At 56.4% G+C, this 24,820-nt stretch carries 17 protein-coding genes; 1 reads left to right on the top strand and 16 read right to left on the bottom strand.

Features of this window, described 5'->3' with window-relative positions; all coding sequences use genetic code 11:
- The 5 genes from dctP to ACWVX6_RS08960 form a co-directional block, all read right to left on the bottom strand.
- The coding region (gene dctP / locus ACWVX6_RS08940) for a TRAP transporter substrate-binding protein DctP (RefSeq protein ID WP_455152946.1) at window positions 1-947 on the bottom strand (947 nt) is incomplete at its 3' end.
- A 182-nt stretch (window positions 948-1,129) separates the two neighbouring features.
- A complete protein-coding gene (locus ACWVX6_RS08945; protein WP_118480357.1) occupies window positions 1,130-1,855 on the bottom strand; it encodes a response regulator transcription factor in 726 nt (241 codons plus the stop codon).
- A complete protein-coding gene (locus ACWVX6_RS08950) occupies window positions 1,849-3,321 on the bottom strand; it encodes a histidine kinase (RefSeq protein ID WP_455152947.1) in 1,473 nt (490 codons plus the stop codon). Before ACWVX6_RS08950 ends, ACWVX6_RS08945 begins: the two co-directional genes overlap by 7 nt.
- A gap of 204 nt (window positions 3,322-3,525) precedes the next feature.
- Window positions 3,526-6,096, bottom strand: a complete 2,571-nt coding sequence (locus ACWVX6_RS08955) for a response regulator (RefSeq protein ID WP_455152948.1) — start codon at window positions 6,094-6,096, stop codon at window positions 3,526-3,528.
- Window positions 6,086-6,898 (bottom strand): substrate-binding periplasmic protein, encoded by an 813-nt coding sequence (locus tag ACWVX6_RS08960; protein WP_117489432.1) that lies wholly within the window; start codon window positions 6,896-6,898, stop codon window positions 6,086-6,088. The genes ACWVX6_RS08955 and ACWVX6_RS08960 overlap by 11 nt, the downstream gene beginning before the upstream one ends.
- A gap of 230 nt (window positions 6,899-7,128) precedes the next feature.
- On the opposite strand from ACWVX6_RS08960, the gene ACWVX6_RS08965 reads away from it, so the two are divergent.
- Window positions 7,129-9,498 carry an HD domain-containing phosphohydrolase gene (locus ACWVX6_RS08965; protein WP_455152949.1) on the top strand — a complete coding sequence of 790 codons (2,370 nt, stop codon included), beginning with the start codon at window positions 7,129-7,131 and terminating at the stop codon, window positions 9,496-9,498.
- Between the two features lie 116 nt (window positions 9,499-9,614).
- On the opposite strand, the gene ACWVX6_RS08970 is transcribed toward ACWVX6_RS08965, so the two are convergent.
- From ACWVX6_RS08970 to ACWVX6_RS09020, 11 genes are all read right to left on the bottom strand, one after another.
- Window positions 9,615-9,992: a hypothetical protein gene (locus ACWVX6_RS08970; RefSeq protein ID WP_455152950.1), complete on the bottom strand. Its 378-nt coding sequence runs from the start codon at window positions 9,990-9,992 to the stop codon at window positions 9,615-9,617.
- A gap of 128 nt (window positions 9,993-10,120) precedes the next feature.
- Window positions 10,121-12,034, bottom strand: a complete 1,914-nt coding sequence (locus ACWVX6_RS08975; protein WP_455152951.1) for a GGDEF domain-containing phosphodiesterase — start codon at window positions 12,032-12,034, stop codon at window positions 10,121-10,123.
- Window positions 12,031-13,710, bottom strand: coding sequence for a diguanylate cyclase domain-containing protein (locus ACWVX6_RS08980; RefSeq protein ID WP_455152952.1), 1,680 nt, complete (start codon window positions 13,708-13,710; stop codon window positions 12,031-12,033). Before ACWVX6_RS08980 ends, ACWVX6_RS08975 begins: the two co-directional genes overlap by 4 nt.
- Window positions 13,707-15,581, bottom strand: coding sequence for a diguanylate cyclase (locus ACWVX6_RS08985; protein WP_455152953.1), 1,875 nt, complete (start codon window positions 15,579-15,581; stop codon window positions 13,707-13,709). The genes ACWVX6_RS08980 and ACWVX6_RS08985 overlap by 4 nt, the downstream gene beginning before the upstream one ends.
- Before the next feature lie 218 nt (window positions 15,582-15,799).
- Complete coding sequence (locus ACWVX6_RS08990) at window positions 15,800-18,763, bottom strand: response regulator (RefSeq protein ID WP_455152954.1); 2,964 nt, start codon at window positions 18,761-18,763, stop codon at window positions 15,800-15,802.
- A 6-nt stretch (window positions 18,764-18,769) separates the two neighbouring features.
- Complete coding sequence (locus ACWVX6_RS08995; protein ID WP_455152955.1) at window positions 18,770-20,626, bottom strand: ABC transporter substrate-binding protein; 1,857 nt, start codon at window positions 20,624-20,626, stop codon at window positions 18,770-18,772.
- Window positions 20,627-21,421: 795 nt separating this feature from the next.
- Entirely contained in the window at window positions 21,422-21,673 is a 252-nt protein-coding gene (locus ACWVX6_RS09000; protein WP_118760362.1) for an MptD family putative ECF transporter S component, read from the bottom strand.
- 42 nt (window positions 21,674-21,715) lie between these two features.
- A complete protein-coding gene (locus tag ACWVX6_RS09005; protein ID WP_442861181.1) occupies window positions 21,716-22,429 on the bottom strand; it encodes a 2Fe-2S iron-sulfur cluster-binding protein in 714 nt (237 codons plus the stop codon).
- Window positions 22,426-23,970, bottom strand: a complete 1,545-nt coding sequence (locus ACWVX6_RS09010; protein WP_455152956.1) for an FAD-dependent oxidoreductase — start codon at window positions 23,968-23,970, stop codon at window positions 22,426-22,428. The genes ACWVX6_RS09005 and ACWVX6_RS09010 overlap by 4 nt, the downstream gene beginning before the upstream one ends.
- Window positions 23,967-24,506 (bottom strand): pilus assembly protein PilX, encoded by a 540-nt coding sequence (locus tag ACWVX6_RS09015; protein WP_110436409.1) that lies wholly within the window; start codon window positions 24,504-24,506, stop codon window positions 23,967-23,969. Before ACWVX6_RS09015 ends, ACWVX6_RS09010 begins: the two co-directional genes overlap by 4 nt.
- A 9-nt stretch (window positions 24,507-24,515) precedes the next feature.
- Window positions 24,516-24,820, bottom strand: a 305-nt coding sequence (locus tag ACWVX6_RS09020; protein ID WP_455152957.1) for a DUF6921 family protein, incomplete at its 5' end; no start/stop codon positions are given.

Consider the following 24,820-nt stretch of genomic DNA (forward strand, 5'->3'; position numbering starts at 1 on the left):
GAAAGGTGTTCGTAAATCGGCTGCACCGCTGCACGGAACTTTTCGGCCTGCTCCTCATCGAGCAGCGCCATGTAGCAGCCGCTGCGGGATGCATGCAGCATTGCTCGAACCTCTGCGCTCTGCCAGTGGTCGCGCTGCCACGAAGCCGCCTCAGCGGCGCATCGCTCAATGATGGTCTGCTCCTCCTGTGAGAACGTTTCCCACGTTTCCGAGGACGCGACCAGCACATCCGCGTTGTAGGAATGTCGGTCGTACGTCCAGTATGGTGCAAGCTGATAGTAGCCGCTGTCCACATAGGTAGGCAGCGTGCTCTCGGCGCCGTCAATCCGGTCAGTGCGGAGCGCGAGCGCAATCTCATCCGGCGGCAGCGTCACCGCCTCGGCGCCCCACATCGGAATGACCTGCTTCATCTGCGAGGAATCCTCGGTGCCGAGCCGCAGGTCCTTCATGTCATCGAGTGAGGTGATCGCCTTTCCTGTCGTGAAAAAGCACCGGTAACCGGCATAAAAATAGCTTAAACCGGTAAGGCCCTTGTCCTCGAGCGAGGCCATCACCTGCTGACCGACTGCACCGTCCAGCACCCGGAACAGGTGCTTGTCCGAGGTGTACTCGTACGGCAGCTGCAGCGCCGCAAGCTGCGGTGCATACGCTGCGGCAGACGAGATTGGCGTGCGTACAAAATCAATGCCGCCGTACACGCACTGCTCAAGTGCGGATGCATCGGTGCCAAGCTCGTTATCAAAGCTCGGCAGAATTTGTATCGCGCCGTCCGTTTCCCTGCGCACCATGTCGCAGAAGCGCTGACACGCCTGATTGGCGAGGTAGTTTTCGCTCTGCCCGCCGGCAAGGCGGTAATAGCGGATATGCGGCTCGTCCGTGCCGCCGGTACATGCACAGAGCATGAGCAGCAGCCATCCGGCGATCACACACCGAAAGCGTTTATTCATCTTTCCATCTCCTATTATATAGGGTGACCAGTTTCGGCAACATCGTAAATACTTGCGGTAGACAGGTAAAATCACAGCACACTGAAAATTTTCACATTCTATTTTATGACATTTGCATAAACATTTTGGAGGAAATAGTAAATTTTCCGTATAAATTCCGTAAATCCTGCCGCGCGGATCGTTCAGTTTGCGTTATGATTGCGGTACTCGGTAGGCGTTACGCCCAAATGCCGCTTGAACACCTTCGTGAAGTAGTTTGCATCCGTGTAGCCGACCCGAACAGCGATTTCCCGTACCGGAATATCAGTCTGCTGCAGCAGCTCAACCGCACGGTCGATACGGTAGGCGGTCAAGTATTCAAGGAAGGTCTGGTTATACGAGGTGCGAAAAAAGCGTGAGAAGTAGAACGAACTCATGCCCATCGCTTCTGCCGCCTGATCAAGCGACACATCCTGCATGTAATGATGCTCCAGCCACACGGAAAACTGGGTGCAGAACGTATTTCCTGGCTTGTCCCCGCATACCGCCGGACGGCTTTCCGGCAGCAGATTCAGCTTGCGCAGGCAGGCGGTAATCTGTGCGCTGTCAAACGGCTTGACCAGATAATCCGTTCCGCCGGCCCGCATGGCGCCTACGGCGTAGTCGAAGCGGTCGAAGGCAGTCAGGAATACAATATGGGTTTCCGGCATGGCTTTGTGGATGATTGCTGCCGCATCAAGGCCGTTCATCACCGGCATTTCAATATCCATCAGTACCAGCTGCGGCTGAATTTGACGGGCGCGTTCAACCGCCTCCCGTCCGTTCGCAACTCCCTCGATGAGTGCATCCGCGCCAAGCAAATCGCGCATCTGTCCGCTCAGATTCTGCAGACTCAGCGGTTCGTCCTCCGCGATCAGTACCTTTAACATATATACTCTTCCCCTTTCATGGGCAGTATGATGCGGGCTGTCGTGCCCAATCCGGGACAGCTGACAATGCGGAAGCTGCCGCCGGACAGCGCAATGCGTCCCGCGATATTCTGCAGGCCGATGGACCGGTGTCCCTCGGCGGTGTTCTGTTTCATTTTGCTGCGCGAGAAGCCGCCGCCGTTGTCCGTAATCTGGATGCGGCAGCCATTCGGTGTGCTCTCAGTGACAATGCGGATGCGGCCGCCCGCACTGCGGCTGCGCATACCATGTACGATAGAGTTTTCCACGATCGGCTGCAGTGTGAATTTCGGCAGTTCACAGGCCGCACAGCGGCTGTCACAGTTCATCTCGAACGAAATACGTTCACCGAACCGCAGCTCCTGCAGGGAAATGTAGTCGCGCAGCAGCGCAAGCTCGCGGTCAAGTGTTACCACGCTGTCGTCATGGTCGAGCGTGTAGCGGAAGAAGTTCGCCAGCCGCACCACCATGTCGCCGGTGACGGTCGCCTGCTCGATTCCGGCCATATTGGCCACGCTCTGCAGCGTGTTGAACAGAAAATGCGGATTGATCTGGCTCTGCAGCTGCGCAAAGCGGCTCTGCTCGATCAGCTGCCGCAGGCGTGCTGCCTCGCTCTCCTGCTGACGCAGGGATTTTTCCAGCTGTGCTTCGCTTTCCAGTGCGTGGATCGTCCGCGCGATCTGGTGCTTGAGATGGTTGAACGAGTCGGCGAGCATACCGATCTCGTCCGAGCGTGCAAAGTTAAAGTCCTCAATGTCGTATTCGCCATCCGCGACGCGGTGTGCACCGCGGCTCATCTGCTGTACCGGCAGCAGCAGGCTGCGTGCGTAGTACAGCATCGCGCCTGCAAACAGCACGCTGCCGATCGCGGCTACGATGGTAAATACCATGTTCTGTGAGGTCCCCCGCTGACCGAGGACCAGATAGCCCTCGCGTCCCTCCATCAGAAACGCCGCCGTCAGCTGATCGGTGTATTGTGTCAGATAGCTGCCCTGTGTACGCAGAGCTTCGTAGTTCACCGCGTCAAATGTGCCGTCATGCAGCTGTGCGATGAACGTCTCCTGACGGACACGATAGCTTTTCATCGTGCGGTCGATGACCTGCTTAAGCACCTCGCTCTGCGTGCTGCCGTCGGTCTCTGCGCTGCGCAGCCGCACCCACGCAGAGGCGGTGTCCTGCACGGCGTCCGCATATTTGTCGATCGTATCGGACTCGGGCGCCGCAAACGTCAGCTCGCCCAGAAGCGCATTTTCCTGCTCCATGGCGTTCATGTAGTCCGTGCAGCGTGCATATTCGGACAGGATATCATCGCTTTTCTCGCGGTAATCGTAAAAATCGTTCATTAACAGTCCCACCACCAGCAGAATGGGAATGATGAATGCACAGCTCAGCACGATCGCCTTGTGCAGAATGGACAGACGCACCCACCATTGACGTACTCCGTGCACAGGCCCACCTCCTTTGTCAGATTTTATCATAAGCCAATTGATAAGCAATGTAAACCTTTTCTGGGCAGAAAAGGTAAAAAAACGCCGCACCGGCGGTGTGCAAAGAAAAACGCAGGAAGGCATCCCAAACGGACGCTTCCTGCGTTTCCTATTCAGTCTGATCCGGCGGCTTCATTATCGAATAACGCGATGAAAATGAAAGCGTTACGGCGACAGCTTCTCCCGGAGCATCGCGAGCAGCTGCTGCATATCGAACGGCTTGGAAAGATGGCCGTTCATGCCTGCCTTCTCTGCGTTCTGCCTGTCCTCGTCAAAGGCGTTCGCCGTCATGGCGACAATGGGCAGACCCGCCTTTTCGGCATCCGGCAGAGCGCGGATGGCACGCGCGGCCGCATAGCCGTCCATGATCGGCATCTGAATGTCCATCAGCACCAGATCATAGTACCCGGGCGCGCTCTCGCGCACCTTGTCTACCGCAACCTTTCCGTTTTCCGCCGTGTCCACCTCGAACCCGCCTTCCTCGAGCATCGTCACCGCGATTTCGCGGTTGAGGGCGTTATCCTCGACGACCAGCAGCCGTTTTCCGGCGAAATCTGCCGTTTTCTCCGTCTGTTCCGCAGCCTCTTCCGGAAGAAACGGCTCAGCCAGTATGCGGCGCAGCTCGGACATGAACAGCGGCTTGGCGCAGAACGCAGTCACGCCTGCAGCCTTTGCCTCAACCTCGATATCCGCCCAGTCGTAGGCGGTCAGGATGATGATCGGGGTATTGCTGCCAATCAGCCTGCGAATGCGGCGCACGACCTCAAGGCCGTTCAGATCGGGTATCATCCAGTCGATGATAAAGACATCGAAGCCGTCGCCCTGCTCGATCGCATCCTGCGTACGGACAACAGCCTCATGTCCCGAGGTTGTCCAGTCCGACCGCATGCCGATCATGCGCAGCATTTTGCTGACGTTCCGACAGGTGTCGGTGTCGTCATCCGCCACGAGCGCGCGCAGACCCTCAAGCTGCGGGATACACTGCGGCGCGGCCTGCTCTCCGCTGATGGAAAAGCGCAGGGAAACCGTGAATTCCGAGCCCTTCCCCGGCTCGCTCTCGACCGAAATACTGCCGCCCATCATATCGACCAGATTTTTCGTAATCGCCATGCCAAGACCGGTTCCCTGAATTTTGCTCACGGTCGAGGTCTCCTCGCGCGCAAACTGCTCGAAGATATGCTCCTGAAACGCCGAGCTCATGCCGATGCCGGTATCACGGATATGGAATTCATAGTCCGCACTGCCATGCGGCGCGGTCTGCTTCTGAACGATGCGCAGGGTGATCATGCCGCCTACCGGGGTGAACTTAATGGCATTGGACAGGATGTTGAGCATGATCTGATTGAGGCGCATAGGGTCGGCAACCACATTCTCGTCCTCCACATCGACCATGTCGATGAAAAGCGAGATGCGCTTGGCTGTGATGCTCGGCTGGATGATATCGCGCAGGTCGTGCACAAGCTCGGGCAGCTGCACCGGGCGCAGCTCGAGCGAGACCTTGCCGCTCTCGATGCGGCTCATATCGAGCACATCGTTAATAAGCGAGAGCAGATGCTGGCTCGCCGTTGCGGTCTTTTTCAGGTAGTCGAGCACCTGCTCGCGGTTGTCGATATGGGTGGCCGCAAGCGAGGTGAAGCCGATGATCGCGTTCATCGGCGTGCGGATGTCGTGCGACATATTGAACAGAAATTCGCGCTTGGCGCGGTTTGCCGCCGTTTCCTGACGGATAGCGCGTTCAAGCTCGGCGTTTTTTTGCTCAAGCGAGGTCTGATATTCCTTTTCGAGCGTTTTCTGCTGCTGGAGGAAGCTCTTTTCCGTGCCTCGGTGCACAAACAGAAGCAGCGTCAGAACGATCGCACAGGCGAGGAACGACACAGCCAAATTGACCGGCGTGTTCGTGTAGAGCAGTCTGCCCGGGACATATATATAGTAGTAGAAGTTGCGCCCGTGGCTGTACATGCCGTAGTATCGGGTCAGTCCCCTGCGTCCGGCATAGACTAGCCGGTCGGCATGGCCGCTCGAGCGGATGCGGCGGAGCAGCTCATTTTCCGTGGTATCCGTACCGATGAGGGACAGATCGTCCGACGCGGTTACGCGGTTGCCGTCCGACAGGAGCACGGTTCCCGTGGTCTCGGCGTCGTAGCCGTCGAGCAGATTCTGCACGGAGAGCACGGATTTCTTTGCGAACGCCGCCCCGGTGTGCCGCCAGCCAAGCACCGCGCCGCGGTCGTCCGAACAGCTGCGCACGGCAACGTCTGCAAACGAGCCGTCGGTCAGCTGCACGCGCCGAACATAGGTGCTCTGCGGATGACCGATCACAGCGAGCACGCGCTCGGCTTCCAAATCGGTTTGCAGGCGGGTATAGCCGATGCCGTCCGTGCTGTACTCGCAGACCAGCCTGCCGTTCGCATCCAGCACCGAAATGCCGGTCAGCCCCAGCCGCTCCGCATACTGCCGCAGCTCGTCCTCGCCGCAGTCAAGCGTCACGCCCTCCAGCTCCTGAACGGCGGTCGTTCCGCGCACGAGCGCCTTGGCTACGGCGGTCTCGTTATACTGCACATAGGAGGAGGACTGCTCCTTTACAAAGTCGATCAGTTCGGTCATGCGCTGCTCGCAGTCCCGCATATCCGCGTGCCGGGACAGCAGGAATACCGCGCTGAGGAACAAAAGCCCCGCTGCGAAGCACAGGCACCAGAACGTCCTTCGTAAGACAATGCGTCGGGAATTATTGTTCAAGCTGCTCCACCTCCAGACTGTGCGCGGGGACCTCGAGATATTTTCCGACCAGCTGTTCCATGCTGCCGTCCTCGCGCATCTGCGCGACAACCTCGGTCAGCTGCGCCGCAAGACCGCGTGTGTCGTGCCTGGAAAATGCCACGCCGATGCCGGTCGTCAGCAGCGGTTCATCCAGAATGCGGAAGTTCGCGCCGTAGTCCTTCATATACTGCCGGATAGCCTCCTCGTGTCCTGCTACTGCGTCCACATAGCCGCAGTCCAGCATGGCATACTGCACCCCGCGGTCAGCGAGGCTGATGACATTTCGGAAGGCCGGGACGTTTTCGCCTCCGCTCAGAAAGATCGCCTCCGGCTTGCCGGTAGCCTGCACCGCGATGGTCTTTCCGGCAAGATCGCTCATTTGCTCGATGCCGCTCTGCGCGCCGACGGCAATGACCTGACGGCTCACCAGATACGGTCCCGCCCACTGATAATCGTTCTCGCGGCCGTCCATGGAAAAGCAGCCCCATATGCAGTCGATTTCTCCGTTATCGACCAGCTCGGTCTTTTGTTCCCAGTCGATCGTGGTGAATTCCGCGCGGTATCCCATGCGGCGGAATGCCTCCTCCGCAATATCCACGTCCAGACCGGTAATGTCGCCGTTATTATCCATATAAACATAAGGCGGATAGGTGTCGCTGCCGACGGTAATCGTCGGAAGTGTGCTGTCGGATGCCGCCTCCGAGGCGCAGCCGGACAGCAGACCCGCCGTCAGCATGGTCAAAAGCGCCAGAGCGCATTTTACCCGTTTGTGTCTGTTCATACCGATGATGGTGTCCTCTCTCTTGTTCGTTGTCTGTGCCGCAGGTCGGCACAATTTATTTTTTATTATAACATGCTGCCGCGCTCCTGCACAACAGAAATTTCCGCCGTTGGCGCTGACGGAAGTTTTCCTTTATTCTGCATCGCATTGGTAGTATAATATAATTGTGCAACCGGTCAAATTCCGGTAAACAAAGGGAGGGAGAGCGACCCGGCTGCGGTCGAACGACTATGAACCGACAGAAAATTCTGATTGTTGATGACTCAGAGCTCAACCGAGAAATGCTCAAGGCGATTCTCGGTGAGGAATATGACTACGCAGAGGCAGAGGACGGCGCGCAGGCCCTCCTCATGATCCAGCAGGATATGCACATCGACCTGCTGCTGCTGGATATCAATATGCCGAAAATTGACGGCTTCGGCGTGCTCGAGCGCATGAATCAGTTCCGCTGGATTGAGGAGCTGCCAGTCATCATGATCTCCGCCGCCGAGGACCGTGCGGTTATCGAACGCTGTTACAGTCTTGGCATTACCGACTATATCCGCCGTCCGTTCGACTCCTTCATTGTGCAGCGCCGCGTCAAAAACACGCTCACGCTCTACGCCAACCAGAAGCGGCTGATGGACATGGTCTCCGACCAAATCTATCGGAACGAGAAGAACAGCCATGTCATGATCGGCATCCTCAGTCATATTGTCGAGTTCCGCAACAGTGAGAGCGCACAGCATGTGCTTCAGGTGCAGACCGTGACCGAAATGCTGCTGCGCAAGCTGGCCGAAAAGACCGATGTATACGGTCTGACCGAGGAAAAGATCCGCCTCATCACCACCGCGTCCGCCCTGCACGACATCGGCAAGATCAGCATCCCCGAGAGCATTCTGAACAAGGTGGGCGCACTGACGCCCGAGGAATTCAACATCATCCGCACCCATCCCGCCGTCGGCGCATCCATGCTCGAGGGACTGACGCAATACCGCGATGAGCCGCTGGTCAAGGTCGCTATCGAGATCTGCCGCTGGCACCACGAGCGCTGGGACGGCGGCGGCTATCCGGATGGTCTGCTCGGTGAACAGATCCCGATCTCGGCGCAGGTGGTCGCACTGGCGGACGTATTTGACGCGCTGACCAGTGACCGCTGCTACAAAAAGGCGTACAGCCACGACACCGCCATCACCATGATCCTCAACGGAGAGTGCGGCGCGTTCAACCCGATGCTGCTCGACTGCCTTCAGGAGATCAGTATGCGCCTCCGAAGCGCACTGCCGACGCTCGCCGCCGATCAGGTGCTCCACCGCGACGCAAAGCGCCTGTCTGCCGAGCTGCTGCAAAAGAGCAATGTACCGCTCAGCGACCGCGCCCAGCGCGAGCTGGATTATGTCAAGGAAAAGCTGGATTTCTTTGTCTCCTGCTGCGGCGATGTGCAGTTTGAGTATGACGTTCCCGCCGATATCGTCATAATAGCCGACCAAAGCCGTCCGCGGCAGCAGCAGCGCACGATACTGAACGTGCATGAACCGGACAGTCTCCGACTGCTGCGGCCGGCCGATATTGCGCGGCTAAGAGCCGCCCTCAAAGCCACAACACCCGAGAACAATGAGCTTTCGCTCAGCCTGCTCCTGCCGGTCGGGCACGAGCAGCACTGGCACAACATCCGGATGCGTACGCTCTGGTCGCCGTTCTCCCCCGGTCACTATGTCGGCGTGGTCGGCTGTCTGACCGATACGCAAAAGGTACAGGGCAGCTGTGCGCCCTTCCGCTGCACAGGCAAAAGCGTAACGGACGAGCCGTCGATCACCGACGATATCCAGCGTCTGAGCACGGTCTTTGATGTCGTCCGTCTGGTTGACCCGACGAAATACGCCGTGCTCGATCTCGATGCGGACGGCATTCTGCACCGCACAGGCGAGCGCTGCGCCGCGTTCTGGGATAACGATGCGGGCTGCGCCAACTGCATCTCCGCACGGGCGTTTGCTGAGCATACTACGCTCAACAAGCTCGAATTTACACGAAATGAGATGTATTTCGTCATCGCCAAGTATATTACGATCAACGGCACGCCCTGCGTGCTCGAGCTGGTCTCGCGGCTCAACGAGGGCCGCTGGATTGACGCAAACGGCTCGCGTTTTCTGCTTGACCGCACGCGCGGCGAGGATATGCAGCTGTTCCTCGACCCGCTGACCAACGTCTATTCGCGCCGTTATTTTGAAACCTACCGCACCCACCTTGAGGGCATGGAGGGCGTGGCGCTGATCGACGTAAACAACTTCAAGCTCATCAACGATCGCTGCGGCCACGCCGCAGGCGATGCGGCGCTGCGCGACATTGCAAACGCGGTGCGCTCCTGCATTCGCAAGACCGATATTCTGATCCGCTACGGCGGCGACGAGTTCCTGCTGCTGTTTCCGCGCATGACCGAGGAGGCTTTCCTCGACAAGAAAAAGCAGATTCAGCAGGCCGTGCGCGGCATCCGCATGTCGGAGTTTGCGGATGTTCAGCTTTCGGTCAGCATCGGCGGCATCTGCGACGTGCATCCGATCACAGAGGCTATCCGCAAGGCGGATTATCTGATGTATCTGGACAAGGCAGAGCAGAAGTCCTGAAAAGCGAAATCCCCTGCCGGGGAGACAGAAAATCTGTCCCCGGCAGGGGATTTTTTGCGTTCTTTCCAAGCGGCAGCCGCGGCAGCGCGACGGAGTCTGCGCAAGGAGCCGCGTCTTTAATTTTGTGCTGCCTCCGCTTTCTCGACCGAAACGACCGTGCCGTTAAACGAATCGACCTCGGATACCGTGCCCGTATAAGTCACAGTGACCGAATCGCCCTCTGCGGCATCGTCCAGACCCTTCGGCGTATCGGAGGGATCGTAGGTAAATTCATAGGAGGCACCCTCGGCATCCGTTACAACGAACATGCCGTTCTTCTTCTCATCGAGCGAGCCGGTGAGCGTGTTTTCCTGCTGCTGTTCGCTGCTCGAGGACGAAGCCGCCGCAGACGATGCTGTACCGGTATCCGTATTTTCGGCGGGCTTGCTGCCGCAGGCCGAAAGCGATGCAGCCAGCAGAGCCGTGCATGCAAATACCATCAGTGTTTTTTTCATGTAAAAAGCCTTCTTTCTAAGAGAGCATATCTGCTCTCTTTCTCTCTATTAGACGAAGCACATCTAAAAAGGTTCCGTCTTCTGAAAAATTTTTTCACGGATTTTTTGGGGCGGTCCGCCGCACCCGGTCACATCTGTTCGACGGCTTCCTCGGTCAGCAGCCGCAGCAGGTCGCCCGGCGGCAGAGGACGGGAGAAATAATAGCCCTGAATCATGTCCACGTTCCAGCTCCGCAGCAGCTCCATCTCCTCCTGCGTCTCCACACCCTCCGCAATGATGCGGTAGCCGAGACGGCAGAAGGCGGATACGATGCTCTGGTAGAAGAGCGCGGCGTTTTTGTCCGTGCAAATGTGGAACAGCAGCGAACGGTCTAGCTTGATGACCGAGAACGGCAGCTGCATGACCGTATTCAGGTTGGCGTAGCCCGAGCCGAAATCATCCAGACACAGGCCGATGCCGGCCTCCTGAAAGCTCTCCGCCACCCGGGTCAGGCTCGCGGAATACTCGGTCGCAACCGTCTCGGTGATCTCAAACTGGAAGCAGGAATACGGCAGACCGTATTCGTCCAGAATGCGGATAAGGTGGCTTCCGCCATCGCTGTGAATGAGATCGAGCGGCGAAAGATTGATCTTGACGTTCGCAATGCTCGCGCGGAGCGCCGGGTTTTCGCGCAGAAAACGGCAGACGCGCCGCAGCTGAAGCTCGGTGATCTGGCTGATAAGGCGGTTCTTCTCCGCAAGGCGGATAAAAATATCCGGTGAAATCCAGCCGAGTGTGGGATGCCGCAGGCGGCTGAGCGCCTCAAGGGTGACAAAGCGCTGCTGATGCAGCGAATAGACCGGCTGATAATAGACCTCGAACAGATCCTCGTCGATCGCGCGGTGCAGGAACTGCTCGACCTGCTTGTTGTAGTAAAAGCTGTCCCTGTTCTTGCGGTCGTTCTGGATGACCTCAGTCCCGCCGCTGCGTGCTGCGAGAGATTCGAGATATTCCGCATAATCCAGCACAAGACCGCCCGTTCCCAGCTTTTCCGCGCCCACCACGCCGCACAGGATGACCGGCGAGGGGGCGGCCTGCGCGTCATCCGGCTGCGTGTGGAACAACTGCCGCAGACTCGTCAGGCAGGCTTCGTACTCGCGCAGCGAGAACGTCAGCAGCAGAAACCGCTTGCCTGTCACGCGGAACACGTTCCTGCCCGCGATCTCCTGCATGTGCTCTGCCGCGCGGCGCAGAAATTCGTCGCCGCTCTGTACGCCCGAGACTTTGTTCATGTGGTCAAGCTGGTAGGCGTAGACCGTTATGATGTGAAAAGCCTTGTGCGCGTCGGTCAGCTCGTTCATGCGGCGCAGCAGATACTGCTTGTCATTCAGTCCGGTCAGGCTGTCCATGCACGCGCAGGGATTGTTGATGGTCAGATACATTGCGAGAATGCTGAGCGAAAGGCCGAAGCCGGTCGTCAGCACCGCGGGATTGACGGCCTGCGCGGCGATGCCGAAGGCGGCGAGCAAAAAGACCGCAAGCAGCGCCGTCAGATTGCAGCGGCTGACCGCATCCCGGTGCACCGCGACAAAAATCGCTGCCGCCGCGATGTGCAGCAGGGCGCTGACATACAGCAGCAGATACCACGGACCGTGGCAGTAGCCGGTGCTGTCGAAATAGAACAGCTTTTCGGTGAAGGGGTTGGTCAGAATGATAAAGACCAGAGCGATAGTCGGAATGCCCATGCGTAGCACGGTTCCGGTGGAGATCACGCGGCTCGAGCACAGTGTACAGACATAGTACAGCAGCATGAGCGGCAGGAGCGCCTGAAACAGATAGAACACGGTGTTCGAGAGCATGCGGCCGACGCCAAAGCTGTACGGAGCGTACAGAATGAAGCATGTACTGACCAGCTCGGCGAGAACGTCCAGACTGACGACGGTCAGCAGGCGGCGGAACATGAGGCTGTTCCGGTCATCCATCTGCCGCTGATGAGAATACTGCCACAGAACAACCAGCAGCACCGCCATCCCGGCGATCAGATAATGTAGATTGGTTGTCATTCCGTGTCCCCTCCCAGTCTGGTTTCATTTCTCTTCAAATAGGCGTCCGCCTCCGCCTTCCATGCGCTGATACTGCGCGATTTTCCGTCCTCGTCGCACAGGCGGCTGAAGCCGTAGGTCATCGTGATGCGGGCGCGCGGCGCACAGGTGCGGTTGTACCGCGCGACGATCGCGCTGAACTGCCGGTGCAGCTGCCCCGAATTTGCTCTTGGCTCGGGGCGGATAAGGGCGAACTCGTTTCCGCCGGTGCGGAAGCACGATACGCTTTCGCCTCCGTCCTCGCACGCACGGCAAAAGTCTGCAACGCACCGCGCGGCGGCGATGACCGCCTCATCTCCTGCCTGAAGGCCGAAGCGGTCATTGCGCTCGTTCAGGCCCTCCAGCCGGATATAGGTCAGCACCGCGTCGCGGCATCCGACCTCGCCGGTGCGGATGCGCTCCATGTATTCCTCGAATGCACGGCGATTCGGCAGACCGGTCATACGGTCCTCGCGCTGCATCAGATGGCTGATACGGTGCTCCATGTGAAAGCGCATATCCTCGGTCGCCTGTCCGAGCAGCTCACGGAAGAGCAGGATGATGAACAGCAGCACGCCAAACTGGAATATCGCATCGTACCAGTAGATGTGCAGCAGGCCGTACAGGACGAGCGCGGCCACGCCGAACACGCCCAGTGCGGCAAACGCCGCAATATGCAGCCGAAGCTGCTGCGAGGGCTGCTCGCGGTACGACCGGAGCAGCACGGTCAGCATCGCTGCAACGCCTGCCGCTAGAATCAGGTGCGTCAGCGGCAGCATATCAATAAACCGGATGCCGAAAAGCCGGTACGCCGCGCCCTGTGCGAGCGCGTTGGCGCAGAACAGCGCAATGCATATATCGGGAACAAGCTGCTGTCTGCCGCTTACCGTGTTGCGGACAAAATGCACCATTGGGATAGACATCAGCATAAAGGCGTAAAAGGAAACGACGCTTCCGGCGGCAGTGTCCCGTCCATAAATCTGATACAGAGCGGAATCGGTCAGGCACCACAGGCTGCACAGCAGCAGAAAGACCGCCACATCGAGGAAGCGGCGCTCGTGAATGCCGCGGCTGCTCATGTAGCAGAAGATCAGCAGCGCCAGCACGGCGAGGATGACCATGGCGAGCATCATGACCAGGGAAAACAGTGAGGTCTGGATATGGTGGCCGGTGATGCTCCGCACCGAGCCGAGCAGAGGCGCGTCAAACCTGCCGGTCCGGTCGGAAAGCTGCGTAAAGGTCAGGCTGAGTGTCTGTCCGCCGATGTTGTCCGGAAGTTCCGCATCCGCCCACAGGCGGCCCTTCATCTGCGTGTTTTTCGGAAAGGCGTTGTCCTCGTAGCGATAGAGCAGCGTTTCACCCGCACGAATTTCGATGCCGTATTCCACACCGCGCGCGGACAGCAGCTTTCCGGCATCGCGGGCGGTCAGCGTGTCGTTATACAGGGTAAGCGTCTGTTCCGGCGCGGCCGGAAGCGTGACCGGGAGCGCAACCTCGCGCCGCACGCCGTCCGTCAGCTGATACCAGCCGGTATCGAGTGTGGAAAGCTCCCTGTCCGGCTCGTGCTGATGCAGTCCGGCAATGAGGAACGCCAGCATTGCCACGGTCAGCAGCAGGGCGGCTGTCTCTGCGGCGCACCGCAGGGTTTTGTGTTTCATGACTGTTCCTCCGTCCGGTCGTCTTCGTGATGATGCTGCTTTTCCGCGTACATGCGGCTGTCCGCCGTGATGCGCACCTGCGAAGCGTCGCCGTCCTCCGGATAGCAGGCGCAGCCGCAGCTGACGCCGACAGAAAGCAGTTTTCCTTCGATAACGATGGGCGCAGAGAGCATAGTCTGAATGCGCTCGGCCATGCGGCTGCGCTGCTCCTCGTCCATATCGGCGCTGACGATAAGCGCGAACTCATCGCCGCCGATGCGGAAGGCATAGTCCCGGCTGCGGATGCAGCGCAGCAGCCGCGCGCTGATCTCCTTGAGCAGCCGGTCTCCCATGGCGTGACCGTAGGTGTCGTTTATCGGCTTAAAGCGGTCGAGATCGAGGTAATACAGCACAAACGGCAGCTTTTTCGCCTCACAGATGTTCAGGACCCGGCTGAAATAGCGCTCGTTGAACAGGCCGGTCAGACTGTCCGTGTTTGCCATGTTTTCCAGCTCGACCTTCTGCCCGATATCCTGCACAACCTGCATGATCACGGAGACCGTGCCGTCCGCGTGCCACTCGACCGGGAGGACGGTCATCACCATATAGGCGTTCTCCGTCCGGCTGCAATACTCGATTTTGAGATTGTCATCCGGTTTGCGGAGCACGCTGCGCAGATAGTCCGGCGTAAGCAGCCGCGAGAGCTTGGCGTTTTCCGTATCGGTCAGCGCGGCATAGCGTTTAGAGATAATTTCGACCATTTCCAAATACTGCCCGGAGGTCGGATAGAGCGGCTGATCGAACCGCAGCTCATGATAGCGGTAGCGTCCGGTATCCAGATTGACGACCGCATAGCGATCGACGATGCGACTCATACTTTGCAGGAAACGGTCGCTCTTCATCTTTTCGCGCTCGAGGTTCAGCCGCTCCATTTCCTCGTTCTTAAGGCGCAGCCGGCTCTCCATGCCCAGCGCCAGCACCACGATGATGACAGCGAAAAAACTGAGTGCGCCGAGCAGGATGAGCGAGGAATTCTGCACGTCATACAGCGCGCCGTCCACCTCTTCCGCCTGGATGATGCCGACGAGCGACCAGTCCGAAAACGCGGTCGGAATCGCAACCAGATAGTTTCTCGCCCCATCGCAGGTGAACTGCACGCTTCCGCTCTTGCCAAGCTGAATGCAGTCCCCGATATCGTCCATGCTGCCATATTTCCAGTCAACATGGTCGGACAGGTCGTACAGGTTGGTCATTCCCTCGCACAGCTCGGTCTGCGGCTCAAGCTCCAGCACGATATCGCCGTTCGAGCGCACCACATAGCAGTCGCTCTGTCCGCCGTACATACTGCCGTCAACCAGATCATCGACCACGTCCGTGTCATAGCTGACCGCGATACCGGTGTAGGTCACGCCGTCCAGCGTCAGACTGCGGCTCAACGGCATCGCAAACGCGATCTTCGGCACGCCGTAGGTTGCCGTATAGGTGGAGACGATTGGCTCGCCCTTGCTGTACATCTCCTGAAAAACGCCGTTGATGCTGTCGGCGCTGCCCTTTCGCCCATCTACCGTTAGATACTGCGTGCACTCGTTGAACAGATAGAAGTCGCTGTAATGCCACAACAGCTTGTTGCTCTGCGCATCCGACCAAATGCTGTCAATATCCGCATCCTCCTGCGCATTCTTCATCAGGCTATCCCACTGGCTCAGCACGACCCAGTTTCGCTGCACGAACAGCGTGAAGGTCTTGGAGATTTGCGCATAGCTTTCGAGCAGATGATTCGAGCTTTCCTGATAGATCTGCATTCCGATGTAGTTGCTGTAAACGCCAATGCCTGCCGCGAACACTATGGCGAGAAGTGCGGTCAGCAGAGCAATGCTTAATCGCTTTTTCATGTTCTGCCCCTCCTTCGGTAAAATTTATTCATTCCATTTCCTATACCACAATTATACTATTTCCCGACCCAAAAAGGAAGCGAAGATTGCGGTGCAGCGGCATTTATTTCCCTGTTTTATCCTTTACCGCGCTGCAGCCTCTGCATGTCCAAAAAACCCGGAGTACCGTCAGCCGTTTTCGGCCGGTACTCCGGGTTTTGTATATCCGCATGGCGCGGTCAGTGCATAATGCCCCGCAGGGCGTCGATCAGCTCCTCGATCACGATCGGCTTGGACAAAAAGCCGTTCATGCCGCAGTCAAACGCCCGCTTTCGCTCCTCCTCAAACACGTTAGCCGTCATGGCAACGATCGGGACGGCGGCGCGCGCCGGGTCCTTCAGCGCACGGATGCGCCGAGTGGCGGTGCAGCCGTCCATAACCGGCATCTGCACATCCATCAGCACCAGATCATAGCGGCCCGGGTCCGCGGTGCGGACCTTTTCCACCGCGACCGCGCCGTTCTCAGCGGTATCGACCAGAAAACCGTACTCATGCAGGATTGTCATCGCAATCTCACAGTTCAGTTCGTTATCCTCAACCAACAGGATATGCCGTCCGCGGAAGTCGGCGTTTTTCCCGGGCAGGATGTCCTGCTCCTCCACCGTCTGCATGTGCCCGATGGCTGTCAGCAAGGTGTCGCGCAGGTCGGACAGGAACATCGGCTTGGAGCAGAAGGCCGTCACGCCTGCCGCCTTTGCCTCCGCTTCGATATCCGACCAGTCGTAGGCGGTCAGGATGATGATGGGGGTGTCATCATTCAGGCTGCGGATCTGGCGCGTGACCTCGATGCCGTTCATGTCCGGCAGTCGCCAGTCGATGATATAGGCGCGGCAGGGGTCGCCCAACTCGATGGACTGCCGCGCACGCAGCACGGCCTCCCGGCCGGAGAGCGTCCACTCCGCACGCATTCCCACACGGGTCAGCAGCTTTGCCACGCTGTCGCAGGTGTTGAAATCGTCGTCCACCACCAGCGCCTTGAGGCCGGCAAGCTCCGCAATCTTTTCCTCGCGGCGGCTACCGGTCTGCACGCGCAGCGGCAGGCAGATGATAAACTCGGTGCCTCGGTTCTTCTCGGTCTGCACCTTGATCGTGCCGCCCATCATCTCGACGATATTCCGGGTGATGGCCATGCCAAGGCCGGTTCCCTGTATCCGGCTGACCGTGGAGGTACGCTCGCGTTCAAACGGCTCGAAAATCTTCTGCGCGAACTCCGGACTCATGCCGATGCCGTTGTCGCGGACGCGGAACTCGTACTGCGCACAGTCGCGCACGGTTCCGGCAAGCTGCCGGATACGCACGGAAACCGTGCCGCCCGCCGGCGTGAACTTGATGGCGTTGGACAGCAGGTTGAGCAGAATCTGTCCCAGACGTGTCCGGTCACAGTAAACGTCCTCGTCGGCAACGTCAAGCGCATCCATATAAAGCTCGAGCTGCTTGGCGTATATCTGTCCGCTGACGATGGTCTTGATATCGTGCAGCATCTCGGCGAGGTTGACCTCGGTTTCCTCCAGATGAAGCTTGCCGCTCTCGATGCGGCTCATGTCCAGAATATCGTTGATGAGCGCGAGCAGGTGGCGGCTCGAGGAGAGGGTTTTGGTCAGATAGTCCTTCACCCGTTCCTGATTGTCGATATTGCTGACCGCAAGGGTGGTAAAGCCGATGATCGCATTCATCGGTGTGCGGATATCGTGCGACATATTGGACAGGAAGGTGCTCTTGGCGCGGCTGGCGGCTTCGGCGGCCGCAACCGCCTCGGAAAGCGCCTGATTGATCTTCCGATCAGCCGTGCGGTCGGACATCACGAGGATGTACTTGGTCCGGCCTGCGACCTCGCTGCCCATGGCGACGATGTGGAACCAGCGGCGCTCACCGGTCTGCTGATGGGCATAATCGGCATCCCATTCGCTCTGCTCGCCGCACTGAATCCCCGCGAGGAAGTTCTTATCGTGGTCGGGAGAGTCCTTCGGGTGCAGCGCCCGCAGTGCACGGATGTCCTGCTGCACCTGCTTGAGCGGCACGCCCAGCAGCCGCTCGATGTTCGGGCTGACATAGTCCGTGCGGGAGGTTTCGGCATCCAGCATGAAGAAAACGTCGTCCACGTTGCGTGAGAGCCGGGTGAACAGCTCATCCTTGTACAGGATCTCAGTATCTCTCCGACGCAGCGCATCGCGGCTTCTGTGCACGATGAGCGCGATGAGCAGCACCATAAGCAGGCACGCAATAGCGGTCACGATCTCGACCGTCCGGTGCCACAGCGTATCCATGCTGGCGTTAACAACGCTGACCGGGACAAGGCTGAGCATGATCCAGTCCTGGATGCCTGTGTTCTCGTAGACCAGATAGTACCGGGTTCCATGCAGCGTCAGCATCTTGCTTCCGTCCCTGCCCTGCGCGAAATCGTCACTCAGCGCGTCGAACGCTTTATCGGACAGATTGGAGCTGCTGCGCAGCTCCGCGAGAAAATTATAGACCGATTCCTCGCTGCCGTTCTCACCGTCAGCCTCGCTGTCGAGCACAACGCGCCCGTCCGGGTAGACAACATAGTTGTGGCTCGTGCCCTCGAAGGCGGAGTTGTCGATCGCGCTCAGCACCGTATCATTATAGTAGGCGATGGCGATCGCATCATAGGCGAAGCCGCGGTAGGTGCCGCTCATCTCTGGGCAGGCAAACACGAGCATCTGCGGCTTGCCGGGCAGCGCCGTATTCACAACGACGTCATCTCCGGCAAAAATCAGCGCGTCCAGATCGGTCTGCGAGCCAAGGCTGCTCTTTTCGCCGTCCTGCGTCATGCAGCTGCCGTCCGAGGCGAGGAAGTAGAGGACGGCGCAGCCGGTCTCCTTCTGCATCTCGTTCAGACTGGAACGGATCTGTTCTTCGCTCGAGGCGTTTTTCAGAAAATCGTTCCACAGATGCAGAATCATCTGGTTTCGGCTGACCAGATGGTTCAGCATATTGTCGGATTTACGCAGGATCTCCGACAGATGCGAGGTACTCTCCCGATAGACCGTCTGCGACATAAACAAGAAATACCGATAGCAGATGCCGCCGAGCAGCACCGCCAGAGCCAACAGTGCGGCGGCAGGGCGGCGCCATTTTTTCAGGAAGCGGTATTTTATTTTGCTTCCGCGTGTTTTATCTGCCATTTCCGTTTACCTCAATGTAATATAGTTTTCCGGCTCCGCCAGTACGGCGTTCCCTCCGGAAACATACGCGCTCCAGGTGTCCCGAACGCTCGTGTCACCGCCCTCGAAGGCGCGGCTCTCGTCCGCAAGCAGCGGCGCCATGCCGCCCGCCGTCGCCAGACAGGTTACGGTTACGGTCTCGTCCTCGCGGAGCGGTTTGCCGTCCCGCGTGATCCCGGTCAGCGTAAAGCCGCCGTTTTCCTCCTTGACCTCGATGGCGATGCCGCTGACCACCGGCAGAGAGCCGCGGTTGAACGGCGTAAAGCCGCCCTCGCAGCCCTCGACAAAGGCGCGGACGGTCTCGGTCAGCTCCGCACCGTTCATCGTGCGCTGATACGCGCGCAGATCGTTCGGCATGATCATAGAGGCAGCCATATTCTCGGTGTAGTCTGCCGCCAGCACGCTGCCGGTAAAGCTGTTCGCCGCAGCAATGAGCACATCGGTGTCATACACGCCGCGCAGCGTGTTCGCCATTACGGAGAAGGAGGCATTGCCGCTGTCCGCATGGAAAACGTTTGAATAGCCCTTGTCCAAGGTCAGCACAGCCGTATCCGCGGCAGGCTCATCCGCAAGCAGCTGCGCGTTGAACGCCTGATACGCCTGCTCTGCCGTATATTCTCCTGCGATCATGCGCGAGACCACATCCTTGGAGACCGAGAAGAAATCGTTGGAGGCGATGCGGATGTACATATGGTTCTGCTCGACCACCGGGCGCACGTCCTCAAGATAATCAGTCAGACGGAGGCTGACGTTCTGGCTGTAGCTCAGAATGTCCTGTCCGTCATAGACGATGCGGTTCTGTGCTTCCTCGGAGAGCATGACACGGAGCACCTGCATCGCCTTGTCGCGGCGGTTGCTGTCCTGCTCGAGATTGCGGCTCAGCGCAACCTGAAAATACGGGGTGGTCATCAGCCACTGCTGCCCGTCCTGCCCAAAGAACGGCAGGAAGGTCGTATCAATGCCCTCATCCTGCAGGATTTTAACATTAGCAGAGCTGCCGAAGAACATGGCAAGCTCGCCGCTGCGCATCCGGTCCATGATGTCATCGTAGGTCAGCGTCAGGTCAGCGGCGTTCAGGCCGGTGTCGCGGATGAACTGCTCGAGGTTCTTGAATGCGGTCGGCCAAACGGTGTCATCCAGACCGACTTTCTCGGTGCTGGCCGGGTCGCTGTAGGCGGTGCGCCATTTGCGGCCTTCCGCCGAGGAAAGCTCGGAGACAGAAAGTCCCTGAAGCGTTTCCATGCAGGTGTAATCGAAGAAATAGTCCGCATCAAAGCCGCGGATGCCGTGCTTTGCAAACGCCTGACAGGCGGAAACAAAGCTGTCGTAATCGGTGGGCAGCGGAATGCCGTATTTCTCGAACAGACTGCGGTTGACCACAAAGCCGTGCGCGTCCGCGCAGACCGGCAGCCAGTTTACGCTGCCGTCCTCGTTTTTGAAGCTGTTGAGGTAGGTGTTGTAGACCGCGCCCGCCTCGTTGGTCGTGGCGAGGTTCATCAGACTGTCCTTCAGCGGCGCGGCGTCATGCAGCGAGAAGCGGCAGCAGGTAATGATGTCCGGCAGGCCGCCGTTCTCGTTCAGAAATTTGTAAAAATCCAGATCGTTGTTGCCGACAATGAACTCAATATTCACATCCGGCAGCTGCGACTGGATATAGGGGGCATATTTTTCGTACAGCGTGGTGTTCCACAGATAGACCTGAATGGTTTCCGCGTCCTCCTGCGCTTCGCTCTTTTGTGTGCCGCAGCCGGTCAGCAGACATGCCGCTGTTACCAGTACCGCGAGCAGGAAGGACAGACCCCGCTTCCGCTTTTTTGTTTTCATCAACCAATTCTCCTTACCCGTGACAGCCGCCTCTCCCCGACAGACTGCCCTTCTTTTTCCTCATTTCTCGCCGCAAAACGGCATTATATAAGAATAGCATAGCACTTCGCGGACGGTATTTCAAGGAATTTCGCCTTTTCCCCTGCCAAAACAGGCAAAAACACAGACTATATGCCGTATCCGGAGCGCTTTTGCGGCGAATATTCCTGTAAAACAAGTTGAAATGGGATACTGGCGTGAAACACTGTGCGGCTGCAAGGCTGCGAAAAGAACACACCGCCGCGCCTCCGATGAGCAAAAAAGACCCGCCGATTTCTCGACGGGTCGATTGCCCAAATTCAATCTGTACATTTCCAAGGCTTCCTTTTCTGCAAGCCTGTGGTAATTTGGTGTAAGCTATCTGCAGAATCTCGCGTATACACGGTTATTCTGCCTTGTGCGCCCGCAATCAGTCCAGCGGCTTCATCGTCGGGAAATTATGACCTGAACGGACAAAGGTCTGCAAGCCCCTGTTGACCCTCTGCGGTCGCTCAACAGCGGTTAAATCGACCCCGATTAAAAGTCTGCGATTCCTTGTTGTTTACAATCCACTTGCTGGCACACGCTTTGGCATACGCGACATACACAGCGAAGTACCGCCTGCACTCACGCTTTGTTCGCATCTGTCTTCCTTTTACTCGTTCATTATACCACTTTTTCGGCGCTCTGCTACTTGAAATTTCAACTGTACCCATTCGCTCAAAATTCAAAAATCGCTTCCCGAACGCCTCAGCCTGCTTTTCCCAAAATCGCTGATTACTTATAATTCTTATATTCGACCCATTTCCGAACAATTCCCCCTAAAATAGAGCAAACACTCAAACTGACAAGCAGCAGATTTGCAAGTTCCCCAAAAGCCAGAAAAGCGGCTGCAACAAACAGGTTCATTACAAGAACTACTCCTGTTTTTGGTATCTTTGCCACAGTATACATATACGGAATCCAGTCCATAATAAAACCGCTAACACACCGAAACAAAGGATATGTCTCTATTTTTGGTAAAACCATAGATGTAGGTTAATCATGTTTTTTTAATCAGCATTTTGATACTCACTGTCTTCCCCAAATAGCTACCGAATTTGACCTCACGATCAATTCTTCGACAGGTAGACCAATCGGGCAAATGTTATGGCAAGCTAATGATTTCCCGCATCCCTCAAAATAATTTTCCTTATATTGAGTTGAAACATCGTTTCGATGGCTTATTTCCTGTTCTTCATTCAGAATCCGAAAAGCGTTGACCGCTGCAACCGCTCCAGCAAAAGTACCCTTTGAAGAAAAGTTTGGACAAACCTCAAGGCAGCACCCGCACATCAGGCAGCGAGCCGACTGATACCTCGGTTCGTGTGTAAATTCAATCATATAGGCTTCGCTTTCCAACCAAAGGTTTAGTTTCTTCAAGTTCTCAAACAGGAATGACCGGTCAACAATCAGATCCCTGACAAGAGGAAACTTACTGAGTGGTTCCAGCGTAACGGTACTGCTCTTTAGCATATTCAGAAATGTAGAGCAGGCCAGCCGGGGAAGTCCGTTGATCAGCATGGCACACGCTCCGCATTTACGTACCATACAACTGCATTCCCATCCAATAGGAGCAGCCGTATTCCCACATGCATCTGTCAGTGGGCTACGACTATTCAATTCGTTTAAGACAGCGGCAATAGAACTATTTTCACTTCCGCCAAACTCAAATTCCTGCCAATAGCTGTCTGATTTCTGATTCTCTTGTCGCCGAATCCGTACTTTATATACCAAGTTAATCACCGCCTCTCTGGAACAGACATAAAGGAAATTTGTATCTGCTTTCCGTCAAATCGTGCCACCGTCGTTTTGAGAAAATCCCTGTTGTTGCATTCAGGATAATCCTCCCGCCAGTGCGCTCCCCGGCTTTCTTTTCGGGCAAAGGCGCTTTGGAGAACTGCAAGACCAAGCAACGGCAGAGTTCCTTTTAGTTCCTGCACTTTCCGAATCCCTTTTAACAGGGAATTTCCATTTCTAACAACCCCAAGAGAATCCTGCATAGCCTGATTTAATTGTTTTGTTCCCACAATTTCCTGTACTGGTGGAATATCTATCTGCGCCGCACAAGATAAAACTACGCCGTCAGCTTGTTCGCAGGCTGACTTTGCCGCAACACGTCCTCCGTACAATGCGCCCAACAGGGAATTACCACCCAGACGGTTTGCACCATGATATTGGGCACAGCATTCTCCGGCAGCGTAAAGATTCTGAATCGGCGTTCTGTGCTGCTCATCCACAAGAATACCACCCATGAAGTAGTGGATTCCTGGCAAAACAGGCACAGGTTCCTTCCGAATATCCTTATGCAGATATGTCATGCAGTCATCTGCTAAGCCAGACAGCTTATTTGAAATGACCTCCTTCGATATTTCCGTCATATCAAGAAATACCTCGGATTCATGGCTGACCTTCCATATTTCTCTGGCGGTAATATCACGGGGCATCAGATTTCCAAGCTCCGGGTATTTTTCCTCCATGAAATACCACGGCTGATTGTTTCTGAGAGCAAACAGCCTGCCGCCTTCCCCTCTGGCTGCCTCGCTGATAAGCATACGTTTCCCGCCGCATTCCACAGTAGTCGGATGATACTGGATCATTTCACCATTTGCCAGAGGAACACCAAGCCGGAACAATTCTGCGGTTACTTCTCCCGTATTGGACAGCGAACCTGTTGTATTCCCAAACAATCCGTGCATACCACCGGAGGCAACAATGACCGCATTCCCCGGTAATTCCATAATTTCCTGACTGTATTCATCCCTAATTACACAACCACAGCAAACACTGCCGCACAGTCGAAGCGTCAGGAAAGAATGGTGGCTAAACCGTTCTACCATACCAGCCCCTTCTTTTTGACGAACAGCGTCAATCATAGCGGTCATAATCTGCTTCCCGGTGTCACTCTGTGCAAAGGCAGTCCGTTTCTTTTTCTGCCCGCCAAAATTCCGCAAATCCACATCATCATATCCGCTCATATTAAATTGAACACCAAGTTTTAACAACCAATGCACCAGCTCCGGCGCAGCCTGTGTCATTCCCCAAACCGCATTCGGGTCCGCCAGACCGCAGGCAGCTTTTATCGTATCTGTAAAATGCTCTTTCGGACTGTCGTTTTCATCTTTCGTATTCAGGGCTGCGTTCATACCGCCCTCCGCCATAACAGACTGCGCCCGCTCTGATGGAAATGGAGAAACCAGTTTTACATTGCAGCCATTTTCCGCCGCTTGCAAAGCCGCTGAAAGCCCCGCCAATCCCGCACCGATAATAATAATTGTCTTACTCATAGATACTGCCATCCAATATAGTATAAAATGACTGCTCCAGCAATAAATAGGAGGAGCACCGAAAGGATCAGGTAAATATCGTTCCGGCGTTCTTTATAACTGATGATTCCCAGTGATACGAGCAATGGGCGGATATTGATAAAAATATGAACAAAGATTGCCGCTACGAACAAAAGCTGAGTTACCATCTTTACAGTTGTAAAAGGGAACAGAATATATGTTCCGTTCTGCACTTTTCCAAACAAGCCGATGTGGAAGAACAGCAGAATTAGTATCGCCAGCCCGCTGGCACGTCTCGCCCAAAAGATATTGTTCTGCTTCAGATATTTTTGACCTGCTTGTTTAGCAGTTCGCAGGCTCCGAACCGTCAACAAAATGCCAATGGCGGTATGGACAACAAGAATCGCGACTCCAATCCAAGCAAGAACTTTCCCGGCGCTACTTCCTACCCCAACCAGCATAAAGCTGCCCATGATCCCATGAATCATAAAAATGAGAAGCATCAAAACAGACAAAAATGTATTCCATTTTCTCAAAAGACCCACTCACCTCATTTCTTCGCTGTCCATAATTATGTAGTCCATCTGCTCAAGCGTCGTAATATCCATGAAATTATCCGATGCCAAGAACACGTCATACTTTCCGCTTATCACTCTGGACAGCAGCATGTTGTTACTGTACTCCGTCAAATCCACGGAAAAACCGGCCTGTTCCAACCTGTCGCAGAGTTTCTTAGCATAACTGACAAGCGGATAATCCGTCTCAGATACATATAACCGAAAACTAATGTCCGTTTTCATGAGATCTGTTTCATTTGTTTCCGAATCGTCCAGTGCCAATTCTTTTAATT

It is taken from the genome of Butyricicoccus sp. (assembly GCF_977037065.1).

Excerpts from the sequence above, each read along its gene's own strand:
- ACWVX6_RS08945 (WP_118480357.1), bottom strand. The coding sequence starts at position 1,855 with ATGTTAAAGGTACTGATCGCGGAGGACGAACCGCTGAGTCTGCAGAAT.
- ACWVX6_RS08960 (WP_117489432.1), bottom strand. The coding sequence starts at position 6,898 with ATGAACAGACACAAACGGGTAAAATGCGCTCTGGCGCTTTTGACCATG.
- ACWVX6_RS08965 (WP_455152949.1), top strand. The coding sequence starts at position 7,129 with ATGAACCGACAGAAAATTCTGATTGTTGATGACTCAGAGCTCAACCGA.
- ACWVX6_RS08970 (WP_455152950.1), bottom strand. The coding sequence starts at position 9,992 with ATGAAAAAAACACTGATGGTATTTGCATGCACGGCTCTGCTGGCTGCA.
- ACWVX6_RS08975 (WP_455152951.1), bottom strand. The coding sequence starts at position 12,034 with ATGACAACCAATCTACATTATCTGATCGCCGGGATGGCGGTGCTGCTG.
- ACWVX6_RS08980 (WP_455152952.1), bottom strand. The coding sequence starts at position 13,710 with ATGAAACACAAAACCCTGCGGTGCGCCGCAGAGACAGCCGCCCTGCTG.
- ACWVX6_RS08985 (WP_455152953.1), bottom strand. The coding sequence starts at position 15,581 with ATGAAAAAGCGATTAAGCATTGCTCTGCTGACCGCACTTCTCGCCATA.
- ACWVX6_RS08990 (WP_455152954.1), bottom strand. The coding sequence starts at position 18,763 with ATGGCAGATAAAACACGCGGAAGCAAAATAAAATACCGCTTCCTGAAA.
- ACWVX6_RS08995 (WP_455152955.1), bottom strand. The coding sequence starts at position 20,626 with ATGAAAACAAAAAAGCGGAAGCGGGGTCTGTCCTTCCTGCTCGCGGTA.
- ACWVX6_RS09000 (WP_118760362.1), bottom strand. The coding sequence starts at position 21,673 with ATGGTTTTACCAAAAATAGAGACATATCCTTTGTTTCGGTGTGTTAGC.
- ACWVX6_RS09010 (WP_455152956.1), bottom strand. The coding sequence starts at position 23,970 with ATGAGTAAGACAATTATTATTATCGGTGCGGGATTGGCGGGGCTTTCA.